The sequence below is a fragment of the Kaistia terrae genome, assembly GCF_026344005.1.
Taxonomy (GTDB): Bacteria; Pseudomonadota; Alphaproteobacteria; order Rhizobiales; family Kaistiaceae; genus Kaistia; species Kaistia terrae.
In genome coordinates this window covers 67,731-82,420 of record NZ_JAPKNH010000001.1, presented here as the reverse complement: position 1 = coordinate 82,420, position 14,690 = coordinate 67,731, and the positions used below count along the sequence as shown (strand labels likewise).

Below are 14,690 nucleotides of genomic sequence, written 5' to 3'. Positions count from 1 at the left end.
CCACCCTCAGGTACTGCCAATACGGTCGAGATCGATGCGGATCGTCGCTTCTCTGATTGTATTCAATCGATGGGCGATGATAAAAACCGTAATATCGTCGCCAATTCGCGCGATTGATTGCATGATTCCATCTTCCGTCTCGTTGTCCAGCGCGCTCGTCGCTTCATCGAACACCAACACCGTCGCCTGCTTGTACAGCGCCCGCGCGATACCGATGCGCTGGCGCTGGCCGCCGGAGAGGCGGATTCCGCGTTCGCCGACGAAGGTATCAAAGCCCTCGGGCAGGCGCTTGATGACGTCCATCAACTCCGCCTGCCGCGCGGCGCTTTCGACGCGGGCCCGGTCGATTGCGTGCTTCGGCACGCCGAAGGCGATGTTTTCGGCGACCGTCGCATCGGCGAGATAGATCGCCTGAGGCACATGGGCGATCTGCGCCTGCCAGGCGATGCGGTTGGGATCAATGATTTGCACGCCGTCGACGAGGATCCGCCCCTGGCTCGGCGATAGCAGGCCAAGGACGAGGTCCATCAGGGTCGACTTGCCGCTGCCGGTCTTGCCGACGATGCCGACGCGAGCGCCCTTTGGGATAGTGAGGCTGACATTCTCCAGCGCCGGCCGACCTGCGGACGGATAGCGAAAGCCGACACACTCCAGCACGATCTCGCGGCCGAAGGGCAGCTTGTCGCCGTCGCGCGGCGCTTCGAATTGCGGCGCATTCGGCAAGCGCAGGATATCGAGGATGTCATGGAGCATCGTGCCGTTGGTCAGCGCCATCGCCCAGCCGGAATAGATCTGCTGCATCAGTGGCACCAGGCGCTGCGCGCCAAGAGCCAGAGCACCGAGCAGTGGGATCGCCGCGATAAGGCCGCCATCACGAAAGCTGAGCAGCAGCGCCAAGCCTGCGATCAAAACCACCCCCAGCCCCTCGACGATGAAGCGCGGAGTCTGGGCTAGAAAATTGTTGGTCGCCTGGGCCGTGCGCAACCGCGCCTCGACTTCCTCGAAACGCTGAATGAAGACCTCCTGCGAGCGATCGAGCAGGACGTCGCGGATGCCACCAAGCCCCTCTCCCGCCGCCTGCAGCCGCTCGCCCTGCGCCTTTGCGATGATGCGGCCATTACGCCGCATCACGCGCCGCGTCGTCACGATGACCAGCAGGTAGATCGCGCCGAAGCCGAGGCCCGAGCCGAGCGCCACAACCGGATCGATGAACAGCAGGCCGGCGAGGATGAAGATCGCAATGACGGTGGCGCTGACCGCCTGCATCAGCGGCACGAGCAATTGCGTACTGACGAGCTGCGCCTTGTTGATCGCCGCCAGCGTATCACTGCTGTTTTGGCCGGCGTGATAAGCATAGGGCTGGTGCAGCGTGCGGCTGTAGACAGCGACGCCGAGCTCCTTGGCGATGCCGAAGACATAGCGCTGGCTAATCCAGACTAACAGCAGCCGGACGGCTCCGGCCACGACGGCCGAGAGCGCGAACACGATCGCCGCCGCGGTCACGACGCGGGCCGGCGTGTCGAGCCCGATGCTTTCCACCACGCTGCGCAACGGGCCGACGGCCATCGCTTTTTGCGGATCGGCGACAAGCACCAGGAAGGGCAGGATGGCGCCAATCGACACCAGCTCGGCCAGGGCGCCGGCCAACATCAGCGCCAGCACGGGAAAGAGCTGGCGGCGACGCTGCGGCGAGACATGCGCGAAAATTTCGCGCAGCGCGCCGATCATGGAGCGGGACTTCACGGGCGCACGCCACCCTCGTAGTAGGAAAGGTACCAATCGACGAAGGCGCGGACGCCTTCACGCACCGGCGTCGCCGGCTTGTAGCCGACGGCGGCCTGCAGGGCGGAAACGTCAGCGAAGGTGTCCGGCACGTCGCCAGGCTGCAGCGGCAGCAGTTCGATGGTCGCCTTGAGGCCGAGCGCCTCCTCCAGTGCGCCGACATATTCTGTCAGCTTCACCGGATCGTTGTTGCCGATGTTGAAGATCCGGTACGGGGCGTTGCTGGTGGCCGGATCGGGCGCATCGCTGTCCCAAGCAGGATTGGGAGCCGCGGGCTGGTCGCTGGCGCGAATGACGCCCTCGGCGATGTCGCCGACATAGGTGAAATCGCGCGTGTGGTTGCCATTGTTGAACAGGCGGATCGGCTCACCGGCAAGGATGCTCTTGGTGAACAGGAAGAGCGCCATGTCCGGCCTGCCCCAGGGACCATAGACCGTGAAGAAGCGCAGCCCCGTGGTCGGCAACCGGAATAGGTGGCTGTAGGAATGCGCCATCAACTCGTTGGCGCGCTTCGTCGCGGCGTAGAACTGCAGCGGATGATCGACGCCCTTGCTCTCCGAGAAGGGCATGTCGGTATTGGCGCCGTAGACGCTGGATGTGCTGGCATAGGTCAGATGCGCGACCTCGGCATGCCGGCAAGCCTCGAGGATGTTAGTGAAGCCGACGATATTGCTTTCGACATAGGCGTGGGGGTTTTCGAGGCTGTAGCGAACGCCGGCCTGGGCCGCGAGATGAATCACGCGGTCGAACTTATGGTCGCCGAAGCAGCGCTCGATCGTGGAGCGATCCGCGAGGTTGGCGCGGACGAAGTGGAAGCCCGAATTGGTCTGCCGGCTGGTCTCCTGCAGCTTCGCTAGCCGCATTTCCTTCAGGGCCGGGTCGTAGTAGTCATTCACGACGTCGAAGCCGACGACCTCGTCGCCGCGCTCAAGCAGGCGCTTGGCAACATGGAAGCCGATGAAGCCTGCGCTGCCGGTTACCAGGACTTTCATCAGAAGCGGCCATCCGTGATCGATCGGGAATAGATGCCCTTGACGTCGTAGATCACCGAATTGTCTTTCGTAAGAGCCATAATGCCTTCATCACCGAGCTCGTGGAACTCGCGATGGCCCACGGCGACGACAACGCCGTCATAAGCCTTGCTGGGCCGGTGAATGGTACTGGTGATACCAAGGGTTCTGGAGCAATCCTCGGGCGAGACCCATTGGTCCCAGATGTCAATCTCGGCGTTGTATTCCCTAAGTCGGGCGACAATGTCGGCCACCTTCGAATTTCGAATATCTGGGCAGTTTTCCTTGAGGGCGGCACCCATAACGAGAATGCGACTCCCGACCACCGGAATACCTTTTTGCATCATCAGGCGAGCCGTCTGATCCGCAGCGTGCTGGCCCATAGCATCGTTGATCCGCCGCCCGGCAAGGATGACCTCGGGATGATAGCCAAGCTCCTGCGCCTTATGCGTGAGGTAATAGGGGTCCACGCCAATGCAGTGCCCACCGACCAGGCCCGGCGAAAAGCGCAGGAAATTCCACTTTGTCCCCGCAGCTTCCAGTACTTCGTTTGTATCGATGCCGAGCTTGCCAAAGATGATTGAAATTTCGTTCATTAGCGCAATATTGAGGTCACGCTGGGTGTTTTCGATCACCTTGGCCGCTTCCGCAACGGCGATGCTGCTGGCTCTATGGGTCCCGGCCTCTACGATTGATACATATAGCTCATTGACCGCATTGGCAGCCGCCGGCGTCGAGCCACTGGTCACTTTCACGATCGTCTGGGGCCGGTGCGCCTTGTCGCCTGGATTGATGCGCTCCGGCGAGTAGCCGAGGAAAAGCCCTCGTTCAGTTTGAGGCCCGAGCAACGCTCGATGATCGGCGCACATACTTCCTCTGTGCAGACAGGATATACGGTGGACTCGAAGATCACGACAGCGCCAGCCGAAACGACCTGTCCGACCGCTTCGGATGCTCGAATGAGGGGCCCAAGATCGGGTCGGTTCGCCCGATCGATCGGGGTCGGAACCGTGACAATGAAGACACCACACTGCCTGAGAGAATCAATTTCGCTCGTAAACTGAAGCCCCTTGGCTTCAGCCAATTCCGTGGCGGTAGCTTCGAGGGTTGGCGTCATGGCCACGACGCAGTGCATCACTCCGGCCCGCATCGATATCAAAACCTATGACGTCGCGCGATTTTCCAAACGCAAGCGCTAGTGGCAGGCCGACATAGCCGAGTCCAATCACCGCGATTTTGGCGTGGTTCAGATCCAAGAATTCCCCCTGAAAATACGACTGGCAACGTCGCGCCAAATCTTTCCGATCGTCGCGGGCAGTAGCGTAGAAATTTCACCGCTCCAGCGAACGCGAAATTCCGCGAGCGTCACAAAAACACGCATCACACGCAGCGCAGCAAATTACACAGCGCTTCGCTTCGTACGTCGATATCGGTGAGTTGGCACATAGCTACCGCACTCGCGGGTGAAACACGCGCGAGCAGATGATAGTCATCACTTATCAAGATGATTAAATCAAGTGAATTTCTAAACCAAAATTTGCGCGAAGTTGCGGTGAGGCATGATTCTCGATCATGCCTCAGTAGGATGCGGTCAGATCACGGGCATCCATCTGAATGGCAACCTGAGTTTGCATCAGATCAAGGAGTACACGCACGCGACCAGCTCCCTCAGCCCGGGTAAGCGTACCGATCATTTCAGCGAAGGGACCTACGAGCACGCGCACTTGGCTACCCTCAGCCAACATCTGCTGCTCATTCATTACACCTGACGAATCTGCGAGAATTTGCATCCCTTCGATCAACCCGGACGGGCATGCCATTGGCCGCCCCCCCTGCATGATCAGCGATCGAACGCCTATGGTTGAGTTGATCGGATGCCAACGATCGGCTGCAAGGTCCAATGAGACAAAAATATATCCCGGGAAAAAAGCTACTGATTTCTCAAAGGCTTTGCGCGCATGTCGCACCATGCGCCGCTGCCGAGGCAACCAGGAGACGAAGCCCTGACGACCCAAATTTAGAAGAGCTACATCTTCGCGCCCCGGTTGAGACGCGGCGACATACCAGCGTCGTCCAGATTGCGATGACCGAGGAAAGCCCCCGAGCGCTTCATTTCGTACTTTGCCTGGCAGTGGCATGGTAACCTTACGAGAAGTTCTAGCCTGGAGAGAGCGAGAGAATGACCGGCTGAATGACATAGCACCATCCACCCAACGGGCCTAGGCGCCCCAAGGGCAACGGGGCGACCACAGTTGATAAGGCAAAAAATTCCCGCTTCGCCCCGCCTGGCAAACCATCTTTCGCAGGCCGGCCGGGTCAACAGGGCTGAGCTTTCGCATTCATTGGCGCAGCAGCGCTCGCAATCGACCGCCGAGCTGAAGCAAATTTGACGCACAGTCGATAAGGTGGCCTAATTTATGACGAAAGCATCTATGGTCTGGTTGCTTCAAAAGATGCACAACGGCGTCAGCCTTAGGAGACCGGCGTCGCAAGATGTCTCCGGCCAATAGTCGATGGCGACGAGACGCCACTCAAATTTTCCCATCTGAAGGCCAAACCGTCGTCATTTCTGACACGTCGTCGCCTGGCTGAACTCCCACGACATTGCGGCGGGAAACTAAGTCAGGCTGCCTGCGTGATAGCCGCAAACCGCTACCGCACTTCAACAGCAGCCCACGCGCCCGATGGAGGCTACAGTTCCCGTTCAACATCCAAGCGCATAGAAGCAGGCGGCCAGCCGGGAGCCAAAACTTCGGGATGGCCTTTGCATATCGATCGTAGCAACGATCGATATGCCTAGAAGTCGTTGATTCTTCGGTTTTATGCGCTGGCTGGGGCGGGAGGATTCGAACCTCCGAATGGCGGTACCAAAAACCGCTGCCTTACCACTTGGCGACGCCCCAGCAGGCGGGTCCGAAGACACCGCAGCGACCGTCCTATAGACGGTTGGGAGCCCGCCCGCAACGGTCCACCACCCCCGTCATCAACAGCCCTCTTCATCCGTCATCCACAGGGTCGTTCAAGACCTGCACAACACCCCTTGCGGCTACCGAATCCTCTGTCTATAACCCGGCTCATCGGCGGTCACGGAGTGTAGCGCAGCCTGGTAGCGCACCTCGTTCGGGACGAGGGGGTCGCAGGTTCAAATCCTGCCACTCCGACCATCGATCTTCCCGAGAACATTGAGAAATCTGAGTTACCCCCACCGGGGCGGAACCATGGGCCCAAGATCGAGCCCGAGATTGTCTCTGTTTCTAGGCTTCTCCCCCACGAACCATGACCGCTCCAAACTCCAGTTCCGGATCGTAGCGGGAGGCTGTTCTGGTGGCCCAGATTTTCGGATGGGTGGGAACGCACAAAAACGACTCCGCCACCACCGTATGGCAGCGGCCGGCTGATTATGGCGGGCAATCTTTGCCGCAATACCGCAGAGCGGTGTCAGCGGCCGGCTTTCGCGACGAAGCGCCTCGTCAACTGGCGTCGTGGCCACACCGCGAGCGCGAGCGATAGGACCGACACGGGCGAGGCTGGCCATCGACCCTTGGGCTCAGCCGCACCAGGGGCCATAGGGGCCAGGTCTCTATCGCTTCATGCTGGCGGCACGGCGCCACCTGCCCCCCCCGGCATGTCTTAACCCCAAGACTACGGCGCCGAAGCGGGACGCGGGCCCTGCTAGAACGCCGCGCCGTTCGCCCTCCCCTGAAGGCTACCATGCTGGAGCAGTGACGGCCTGGTGCGTCAATTGACGGACGTCTCCCTACGTGGGAGGTTTCCAAAAGAAGTCCCACTCATACTTCTGCTGTCGCAATGACAATCGTATCTCACAAGCATGAGTTCATCTTCCTGAAGTCACGAAAGACCGCCGGCACCTCTGTTGAGGGCTGGTTGATTCCTCAACTTGGTCAAATGGATTTCGTGGCAACGAGCAGGCAGAATTGGGGAGCCAACCTGCCCGTTCTGGGCACACCACACGCGACGACCCGCTTTCCAATACTCGAACGTCCAGCCAAGAAACTGCTGCGTTTCTTTCGCCCAGTGCTCCGGCTCGGAGAGCACGCAAGCGCCCTGGATGTTCGTCGACATGTCGGAGAACGAGTCTGGAAGCAATACTTCAAATTCAGCATAGAGCGACAACCATGGGATCGATTGATCTCGCTATGGTCCTGGAGACAACATCGACTCGGTAGAGAGATCTCCTTTGATCAATTTCTCGACAAGCTAGAGAACGGGGAAGACGATCCCCTGGTCGAGTTCTGGTCGAATCTCCCGATATATGCCGATGCTGGCGGAGCGGTGGTCGCCGACCAAGTTTTGGATTATGGACGCCTCAAAAGCGAACTGGGCGAGGTGGCGCAGTTTCTTGGGCTTCCGATATCGGTCGACGATCTTCCGCGCCACAAGACTGGCCACCGCACCGCCTCCGATACCGTCACAGGTCTTTCAAAGGCCCAGATCCAACGAGTAAGCCGGTTGTGTCGTGCCGAGATCAAGCTCTTTGGGTGGGATGAACCGAAAAGTCAGCAATAGGAGGCCCTGCCCTTTGGTCTGGAGCCAGAAACATCTGGCTCGAATCCGACTTTTCACCTCTGCCTCAGGGAGAGGTGAAGTGGCGTTTCAAAGCATATCGATCTTACTCCGGATCGCGATGGCGCCGTTCCGATAAAAAAGATGACCGCACGGCGGTTTCAGATGCAACGGCGAAGGGCACGCGCCCAGCCGAAGCACTCGCGACGTGATGCGTCCGCACATCCACGAACGCTCGAACTATCCGATCCGATGAATCAGCGGTGCACTTCCGACAAAAGTTGCAGGCCTATTTTTTCATGGGCCAGGTGTCAGCCAGCCTGTAGCCCGACGGCCATGGGTCGGATGGGTCGAGCATGTGCTGGTGGGTGCCGGTGATCCAGGCGCGCCCGGAAATTTCCGGCAGAACCGCAGGGCGGCCGCCAACCTCGGTCGTGCCGAGGATACGGCCCGTAAACGTCGAGCCGATGATCGAGACCGCCGTCAGCGTTTCCCCCTCCACCATCTCACCGCGCGCATGCAGCACGGCCATCCGCGCCGATAGCGCCGTGCCGGTGGGCGAGCGGTCGACCTTGCCGGGCTGGATCGCCACGGCAGCGCCGGCGCGAAGCCCCTCTGCCGTGCGTTCGACCGGACCGGCGAAGAGACAGAAGGAGAAATGTCGCCAGTCGGGATTGTCGGGGTGGTGGAACTTTAGCGCGGCATTGGCGGCGTTGGTGATGCGCACGCCGAGTTGCGCCAGATCCTGCGCCTCGTCCGCCTTCAGCGAAAAGCCCAGCGCCGCCGCATCGACGATGACGAAGCTGTCGCCGCCATAGGCGGTGTCGACGGTCAGCGTGCCGAGCCCTTCCACTTCCAGCTTTGCATCCAGCAGGTCGGCGAAGCTCGGCAGGTTGCGGACGAAAATGCGTTCGGCCTTGCCGTTTCGGCATTCGGCCCGGACACGGACCAGGCCGCCAGGCGCCTCCAGCGTGATCTCCGTAATCGGCTCCTGCATCGGCAGGATGCCGCTATCCAGCAGCACCGTGGCAACGCAGATCGAATTGGAGCCCGACATGGGCGGCGTATCTTCCGGCTCCATGATGATGAAGGCCGCATCCGCTTCGGGATGCTTCGGCGGCACCAGCAGATTGACATGGCGGAACACGCCGCCGCGCGGCTCGTTCAGCACGAAATTGCGCAGCGTCTGGTCGCGCACGATCCACCGGCTCTGTTCCCAGATCGTATCGCCCGGCGGCGGCGAAACACCGCCGACGATCACGTCGCCGACCTCCCCTTCCGCATGAGCCGAGATCACATGAACGACTTTGGTCGAGCGCATCGGGATACCTCAGGAAAGCCAGTCGGGTAGAGTTTTGGGGGCCAGTCCGGTCAGGGCGGCGCTCACGCACTCGGCAAGGCTGCCGAAGCGCACGGCGCGGCCGGAAAGACCGGGGCCGTAATGGGCGTATTTGCCGGAATTCGTGATCAAGGCCCGGGTCCGCGTCGGGAAAACCGGTTCGGAAATCGAGCACCAGCAAAGGTCGGGCAGCACCTGCACGCCGCTCTCCGCCAGCAGGCCGAGCGTGCCGTCGTCGCGCGCTTCCGCGATGACCTGATGCCCCGCCGTGACGATGACCGCGACATCCTTGTGGCGCTTGCGGCCGCCAAGCGCCACGGCCAACGCGCGGCATTCGGCAATCGAGGCATGCGGACTGCCGATGGCGACGAGTTCGACCGCCTCCGGCCCCTCGTTCAACAGCTGCCAGGCGGCGGCCATGTCCGCGCGGGTGATGACCATGCGGTCGGTATCCGCTGCGGCGGCTCCCTCTGCCTCGGGCGTCACGCCCTCGACATGCAGCATCGGCGCGGCGGACGTGGTGCCGAAGGCGGCGCAGAGCGCTTTCAGGTCGTCGCGAGAGGGATGGGCCGAGGCGAGGCCGCGCAGGAGCGGGATCCGGTCGGGCGCGGCGCGGCCGGCGAGATAGCCAATCAGCGGCCAGAAGGCATCATCCACCGCGTCGGGCAGTTCGACATCGATGACCCGGCGAGCCTTGCGATGGATATCGAGATAGACGCCGGAGAGCGGCGCGCGCCCGGTCAGCGCGATGCAGAGATCGAGGAAATCGGGGTGCTTCGCCGTCCGCGCGCCGAGCACGGTATTGGCGAAGATCACCGCGTTGGACTCGGCCCAGGCGATGGTCTCGCCGGCGCCGGGGGCGCTGTCGAGCAGGTAGGGCGAGCAGGTGAAGGTCGGCCGGCAGCCCATGCGGACATAGGCATCGGCCAGACGCGCGGCCGGGTCGCCGAACGAGGCAGGCACGCCCTGCTCGCGCCAATTGGCGCGATCGACGGATATGGCGTTCATCGTGGTCGGGACGCGCACGCGCGCACCCATGTCGGCGATCTTTTCGGCGAAGGTCAGGTTGGCGGGGCTGGCATAGATGCAGCCATCGATATGGGCCTGCGTGACATCCACCAGACCCGTCGCGCCCTGCTGGGCTGCCATGGCGCAGATGATCCGCATGGCCAGTTGCACGGCCAGGCCTTCGCGCCCGTCAAGCATGGCGCGATCCGCCTCGGTGAGGTCGAGCGCGGCGGAGGCGGCCGGGCTGACCGCCAGCTGCAATCCATCGGCCTCGATCGCCGTATCGCTGATCGTAGCGGTTTTCGCCTGCGACAGCGCCGCGAAAGCCTCGGGCGCCAGGCGCAGTACCGGCAGCCGTTTGCCGAACAGTTCCGACGCGATCAGCGCGCCGAGGGTCAGCACGTCCTCGGCTTCCGAAAACACCAGCGCGGCCGGCGCCCGCCCGGTCAGCGCGAGGTCCAGCAGAACGCCTGAGCCGGTGCAGGAGCCCCGGCTCGACGGCATCAACAGGATGCTGTCGGTCAGGCATACGCCATGAAGCGGGTGATGCACGTCGATCACCTTGCCCGTGGCGGGATCGACCCCGCCCCAGAAGCTCAGCGCCTCGCCGGCGACGATGACGGGTCCGTGGGCGACGCCGCCCAGAATGCTGCGCGCGGCCATAGCTTGCCTCACTTCACCACGAAGCCGTGCGCGAAGGGATCGCGATCGTCGATGAAGATGGTGTTGATGCCGGTCATCCGCGCCCAGCCCGCGATCGAGGGGATGATCGCGTCGCGACCCGCGACTTTCGTCGCCGCCTCGACCCGGCCCTTGAACAGTGAGCCGATGATCGATTCATGCACGAAGTCGTCGCCGACCTTCAGCTTGCCCTTGGCGGCGAGCTGCGCCATGCGCGCCGAGGTGCCGGTGCCGCAGGGCGACCGATCGATCGCCTTCTCGCCATAGAACACGGCGTTGCGGGCATGGGCTTCGGCCTGCGTCGCCTGGCCGGTCCACTGGATGTGGCTCAGGCCCTGGATCTGCGGATGCTCGGGATGGACGAATTCGTATTTCGCGTTCAGCGCGGCCCGGAGCTTCGGGCTCCATCCGATCAGTTCGCCGGCCGTGTGATCGGCGATATCGCGAAAATTCTTCTGCGGCTCGACAATGGCGTAGAAGTTGCCGCCATAGGCGACATCGACCACGATCTCGCCCAGGCCCTCGACCTCGGCCGTCAGGCCCTCGGCATGGAGGAAACCGGGAACGTTGGTAAGGCGCACTTCCTCGACGAAGCGGCCTTCCTGGCGGTAGGTGATGTCGACCTTGCCGGCAGGGGTATCGATCGACAGCTTGCCGGGTTCGCGCGGGGTGATCAGGCCGTTCTCGATGCCCATCGTGATGGTGCCGATGGTGCCGTGACCGCACATCGGCAGGCAGCCGGAGGTCTCGATGAACAGCACCGCCACATCGCAATCCGGCCGCGTCGGCGGATAGAGGATCGAGCCCGACATCATGTCATGGCCGCGCGGCTCAAACATCAGCCCGGTGCGGATCCAGTCGAACTCGCGCAGGAAATGCGCCCGTTTTTCCAGCATGTTGGCGCCTTCGAGGCGCGGACCGCCACCCGAAACGAGGCGGACGGGATTGCCGCATGTGTGCCCATCGATGCAGGAGAAAGTGTGATTGGCCACGGGGGCCTCCCTATCGGAAACGTTGTGGCGAGAAGGACGATATGTCGATGGCCGGCGTCTGGCCGGTCAGGAGATCGGCGACGATCCGGGCGGTGCCGGCCGATTGCGTGAGGCCAAGATGGCCATGACCAAATGCGTAGACAACCCTCGACGTGGCGCGGGAACGGCCGATCGCCGGCAAGCTGTCGGGCAGCGACGGACGGAAGCCCATCCATTGCGTGCCACCCGCGGGCTTCAACCCCGGCAGGAAAGCCTGCGCCTTCTTCAGCATGGCCTCCGACCGGCGGAAGTTCGGCGGCAGCTTCAGTCCGCCAAGCTCGACAGCCCCGCCGACGCGGATGCCGGTCGAGAGGCGGCTGACGACGAAGCCGTGGCCGCCGAAGGTGACCTGCATGCGCAGATCGAACGCGCCTGGCGGCAGCGTCGTGTTGTAGCCGCGTTCGGTTTCGAGCGGGATCGGCTCGCCCAGCGTCCGCGTGATCCTGTGCGAAAACGCCCCAGCCGCGACGACGACATTCCGGCTGCGCCGGACGCTGCCATCGCTGGCCAGAACTTCGACACCGACGTCGGAAGGCCGCAATTCGACGATCTCGGCGCGCTCGATCCGGCCGCCCTTTGCGCAAAAATCCTCGGCCAGCGCCAGCGTATAGAGCTTTGGATCGGCAATGGAAAACCAGCCGGGCGTAAACGTGCCGTGGCTGAAGCGCGGCGCGAGGCCGGGCTGGATCTCGGCCATGCCGGATGCGTCGAGGTGGTGAAATTCGATGCCGTGCGCTTCCCGCGCAGCCCAGCCTTCGAGCGACGCCTTGAACTCGGACGCGCCCTCATAGACCTGCAGATTGCCGTCCTTGCGCAGCATGGGCAGCGTGCCGGTCTGGCGCAGGAAGGGTTCGAGTTCGGCCTTCGACAGATCCATCAGCGCCGTTTGCGCGGCGGTCGATCCGGCGACGCGGGCCGGAGAACAGGCCCGCCAGAACTGGAACATCCAGGGCGCGATTCCGAGGGCATAGGCCGGTGGGATCGACAGTGGGCCCAGCGGATCCAGCAGCCATTTCGGCGCCTTCTTCAGGATACCGGGCGAAGCGAGCGGCAGGATATCGGTGAAGGCGAAGGCGCCGGCATTGCCCGCCGAGGCGCCCGAGGCCGGGCCGTCACGATCGATGACCGTGACGGAAAGTCCGCGCGCCTGCGCGGCGATGGCGGCCGAAAGCCCGACGACGCCGGCGCCGACAATGATGACATCGAGATCGGAACTCACCGGATGCTGGCCAGGAATTTCTGAGTTTCCGGATTTTGCGGAGCGCCGAAAAGCTGCTCCGGCGTGCCGATCTCGGCCATGACGCCCTGGTGGAAGAAGGCCACCCGGTCGGAAACGTCGCGCGCGAAAGCCATTTCGTGCGTGACGCAGATCATCGTCATGCCCTCTTCCGCCAGCATCTTGAGGGTATCGAGAACTTCGCCGACGAGCATGGGATCAAGCGCCGAGGTCACCTCGTCGAACAGCATGTATTTCGGCGACATCGCCAACGCGCGGGCGATCGCCATGCGCTGCTGCTGGCCGCCGGACATGCGGTTTGGATAGACCGACAATTTCTCGGCCAACCCGACATGGGTGAGGTTCTTGACGGCGATCGCCTCGGCATCGCTCTTGGCCATGCCGAGCACCTTGCGGGGCGCGAGCATCACGTTTTCCAGAACCGTCAGGTGCGGAAAGGCGTTCCATTGCTGGAACACGATGCCGATCTTCTGGCGCAGCTTGTTGAGGTCCGTGCTTTTGGCGTGAACCTCGGTGCCATCGATCTTGATCTTGCCGGAGTTGATCGGCTCCAGACCGTTGATACAGGTCAGAAGCGTCGATTTTCCCGAGCCGGAGCCGCCGATGATGCTGACGACCTCGCCCTTGTTCACGGTGAGGTTGATCCCCTTCAGCACTTCGAGTTTGCCGAAGGATTTGTGGACACTCTCAATCTCAATCATTGGGGGACCACCGTTTTTCGAGATAGCCACCGAGCCGGGCGATGGGGAAGCTGATGAGGAAGTAGATCGCGCCGCAGATCAGCAGGATGAACAGCGGTTCCTGCAGCCGGGTGACCAGGATCTGCGAGGCGCGCAGGAGTTCGATCAGGCCGAGCCAGAGCACCAGCGCGGAGTCCTTCATGACGCCGAGCGTGAGGCCGATCCACGATGGCAGCGAGACGCGCGTGGCGAGCGGGGCCACGATGAAGCGCATGTCCTGCCACCAGCTCAGACCGAGGGAACGCCCTGCCCGGCGCGTCGTCAGCGGAACGGCGTCGATGCCGCCACGGACGATCTCGGTGCAATAGGCGGCGGTATAGAGCGACAGCACCACGCAGGAGGTGGTGAAGGGAGGCCAGCCAAGCTTCGCGATCGACTGGAACGCATTGGCGAGGACGAGCTGGATCAGCAGAGGCACAGAGCGGAAGATGTCGAGCACAAAGGTCAGCGGTATCGACCAATAAGGCCCGAGCTGGACGCGGATCACACCGCAAAAGATGCCAAGAATGGTTCCGGCGATGACGGAGACCGCCGTGACCGCGAGCGTCATGCCGGCGCCTTGCGCCAGGAAGACGATATCACCCCATGAAAGGGACGTGTCGAACATGGCTCTCCCCTCTCAATAACGGAACAGGCGCGAGGCAATCAGCCTGGCTGCCAGGGTGACCACCTTGGCGATCAGGTAATAGATCACCGCGGCCAGGGCGAAGAATTCGAAGGTACGGAAAGTCCGGGCGTTCAACGCCTGCGTGACGCCGGCAAGGTCGGTATTCATGCCCACCGTGACGCCGAGCGAGGTCATCAGGATGGCCCAGACCATCTGGTTGGTAATCGGCAGGAAGGCGATGCGAAGCATCTGCGGCACGACGATCAACCGGAATGCCTGCAGCGAGGTCATGCCGAGCGACCGGCCAGCACGAGCCTGCGTATCGGGGATAGCCTTGAGGGCGCCCCGGAAATTCTCGGCCAGATAGCCCGCATTGTTGAAGGCGATACCGGCCAGAAGCGAGGTGAACGGACTGAGGTGGATGCCGAAGCTACCCAGTCCGAAATGCGCCATGTAGATCTGGAACAGCGCCGGCGTGTTGCGCGCAATCTCGACCCAGGCCACGGCGAACCCGCGAAGCAGGCGACTGCCGGACAGGCGAAACAAGGTGAGAATGATCGCGACGACGAGGCCGATCGCCATCGACAGCAGCGCGATCTGCATCGTGACCAGGGCGCCGTCCAGCATCTGCGGCAGCGCCTTGAGGGCCTGGTTCCATTGGAAGGAGTATTTGAACATGCCGCTTCACCTCTCGCGTGGATCGGTGGCGCGAACCCAAGGTCAGCGCCACC

Annotated in this window: 11 protein-coding genes, 2 tRNA genes and 1 pseudogene; 2 read left to right on the top strand and 12 right to left on the bottom strand. The window is 62.5% G+C overall.

Annotated features, from left to right (window positions below; all coding sequences use genetic code 11):
• Nucleotides 1–6: 6 nt before the first annotated feature.
• From OSH12_RS00420 to OSH12_RS00400, 5 genes and pseudogenes are all read right to left on the bottom strand, one after another.
• Nucleotides 7–1,743 (bottom strand): ABC transporter ATP-binding protein, encoded by a 1,737-nt coding sequence (locus tag OSH12_RS00420; protein ID WP_266341526.1) that lies wholly within the window; start codon nucleotides 1,741–1,743, stop codon nucleotides 7–9.
• Nucleotides 1,740–2,774 (bottom strand): NAD-dependent epimerase, encoded by a 1,035-nt coding sequence (locus OSH12_RS00415; protein ID WP_266341525.1) that lies wholly within the window; start codon nucleotides 2,772–2,774, stop codon nucleotides 1,740–1,742. The genes OSH12_RS00420 and OSH12_RS00415 overlap by 4 nt, the downstream gene beginning before the upstream one ends.
• Nucleotides 2,774–4,042, bottom strand: a pseudogene (locus OSH12_RS00410) (nucleotide sugar dehydrogenase). The gene OSH12_RS00415 and the pseudogene OSH12_RS00410 overlap by 1 nt, the downstream one beginning before the upstream one ends.
• Before the next feature lie 327 nt (nucleotides 4,043–4,369).
• Nucleotides 4,370–4,930: a transcription termination/antitermination NusG family protein gene (locus OSH12_RS00405; RefSeq protein ID WP_266341524.1), complete on the bottom strand. Its 561-nt coding sequence runs from the start codon at nucleotides 4,928–4,930 to the stop codon at nucleotides 4,370–4,372.
• 690 nt (nucleotides 4,931–5,620) lie between these two features.
• Nucleotides 5,621–5,695, bottom strand: a tRNA-Gln gene (locus tag OSH12_RS00400).
• A gap of 184 nt (nucleotides 5,696–5,879) precedes the next feature.
• On the opposite strand from OSH12_RS00400, the gene OSH12_RS00395 reads away from it, so the two are divergent.
• A tRNA-Pro gene (locus tag OSH12_RS00395) sits at nucleotides 5,880–5,956 on the top strand.
• 643 nt (nucleotides 5,957–6,599) lie between these two features.
• Nucleotides 6,600–7,319 (top strand): sulfotransferase family 2 domain-containing protein, encoded by a 720-nt coding sequence (locus OSH12_RS00390; RefSeq protein WP_266341523.1) that lies wholly within the window; start codon nucleotides 6,600–6,602, stop codon nucleotides 7,317–7,319.
• Nucleotides 7,320–7,605: 286 nt separating this feature from the next.
• On the opposite strand, the gene OSH12_RS00385 is transcribed toward OSH12_RS00390, so the two are convergent.
• The 7 genes from OSH12_RS00385 to OSH12_RS00355 are packed head-to-tail and all read right to left on the bottom strand — an operon-like array spanning nucleotide 7,606 to nucleotide 14,637.
• The gene (locus OSH12_RS00385) at nucleotides 7,606–8,637 is read right to left on the bottom strand and encodes a trans-3-hydroxy-L-proline dehydratase (RefSeq protein ID WP_266341522.1); all 1,032 of its coding nucleotides are present in this window, start codon (nucleotides 8,635–8,637) and stop codon (nucleotides 7,606–7,608) included.
• 9 nt (nucleotides 8,638–8,646) lie between these two features.
• Nucleotides 8,647–10,326 carry a cis-3-hydroxy-L-proline dehydratase gene (lhpI, locus tag OSH12_RS00380; RefSeq protein ID WP_266341521.1) on the bottom strand — a complete coding sequence of 560 codons (1,680 nt, stop codon included), beginning with the start codon at nucleotides 10,324–10,326 and terminating at the stop codon, nucleotides 8,647–8,649.
• An 8-nt stretch (nucleotides 10,327–10,334) separates the two neighbouring features.
• A complete protein-coding gene (locus OSH12_RS00375; RefSeq protein WP_266341520.1) occupies nucleotides 10,335–11,336 on the bottom strand; it encodes a 4-hydroxyproline epimerase in 1,002 nt (333 codons plus the stop codon).
• A 10-nt stretch (nucleotides 11,337–11,346) separates the two neighbouring features.
• Complete coding sequence (locus OSH12_RS00370) at nucleotides 11,347–12,594, bottom strand: NAD(P)/FAD-dependent oxidoreductase (RefSeq protein ID WP_266341519.1); 1,248 nt, start codon at nucleotides 12,592–12,594, stop codon at nucleotides 11,347–11,349.
• Nucleotides 12,591–13,313 (bottom strand): amino acid ABC transporter ATP-binding protein, encoded by a 723-nt coding sequence (locus OSH12_RS00365; protein ID WP_266341518.1) that lies wholly within the window; start codon nucleotides 13,311–13,313, stop codon nucleotides 12,591–12,593. The genes OSH12_RS00370 and OSH12_RS00365 overlap by 4 nt, the downstream gene beginning before the upstream one ends.
• Nucleotides 13,306–13,959 carry an amino acid ABC transporter permease gene (locus OSH12_RS00360; RefSeq protein ID WP_266341517.1) on the bottom strand — a complete coding sequence of 218 codons (654 nt, stop codon included), beginning with the start codon at nucleotides 13,957–13,959 and terminating at the stop codon, nucleotides 13,306–13,308. The genes OSH12_RS00365 and OSH12_RS00360 overlap by 8 nt, the downstream gene beginning before the upstream one ends.
• A gap of 12 nt (nucleotides 13,960–13,971) precedes the next feature.
• A complete protein-coding gene (locus tag OSH12_RS00355; protein ID WP_266341516.1) occupies nucleotides 13,972–14,637 on the bottom strand; it encodes an amino acid ABC transporter permease in 666 nt (221 codons plus the stop codon).
• Between the last annotated feature and the right edge of the window lie 53 nt (nucleotides 14,638–14,690).

What these genes read in the sequence shown, in the direction of transcription:
- OSH12_RS00355 (WP_266341516.1), bottom strand. Translation starts at nt 14,637, where the DNA reads ATGTTCAAATACTCCTTCCAATGGAACCAGGCCCTCAAGGCGCTGCCG.
- OSH12_RS00385 (WP_266341522.1), bottom strand. Translation starts at nt 8,637, where the DNA reads ATGCGCTCGACCAAAGTCGTTCATGTGATCTCGGCTCATGCGGAAGGG.
- OSH12_RS00365 (WP_266341518.1), bottom strand. Translation starts at nt 13,313, where the DNA reads ATGATTGAGATTGAGAGTGTCCACAAATCCTTCGGCAAACTCGAAGTG.
- lhpI (WP_266341521.1), bottom strand. Translation starts at nt 10,326, where the DNA reads ATGGCCGCGCGCAGCATTCTGGGCGGCGTCGCCCACGGACCCGTCATC.
- OSH12_RS00390 (WP_266341523.1), top strand. Translation starts at nt 6,600, where the DNA reads ATGACAATCGTATCTCACAAGCATGAGTTCATCTTCCTGAAGTCACGA.
- OSH12_RS00405 (WP_266341524.1), bottom strand. Translation starts at nt 4,930, where the DNA reads ATGCCACTGCCAGGCAAAGTACGAAATGAAGCGCTCGGGGGCTTTCCT.
- OSH12_RS00360 (WP_266341517.1), bottom strand. Translation starts at nt 13,959, where the DNA reads ATGTTCGACACGTCCCTTTCATGGGGTGATATCGTCTTCCTGGCGCAA.
- OSH12_RS00415 (WP_266341525.1), bottom strand. Translation starts at nt 2,774, where the DNA reads ATGAAAGTCCTGGTAACCGGCAGCGCAGGCTTCATCGGCTTCCATGTT.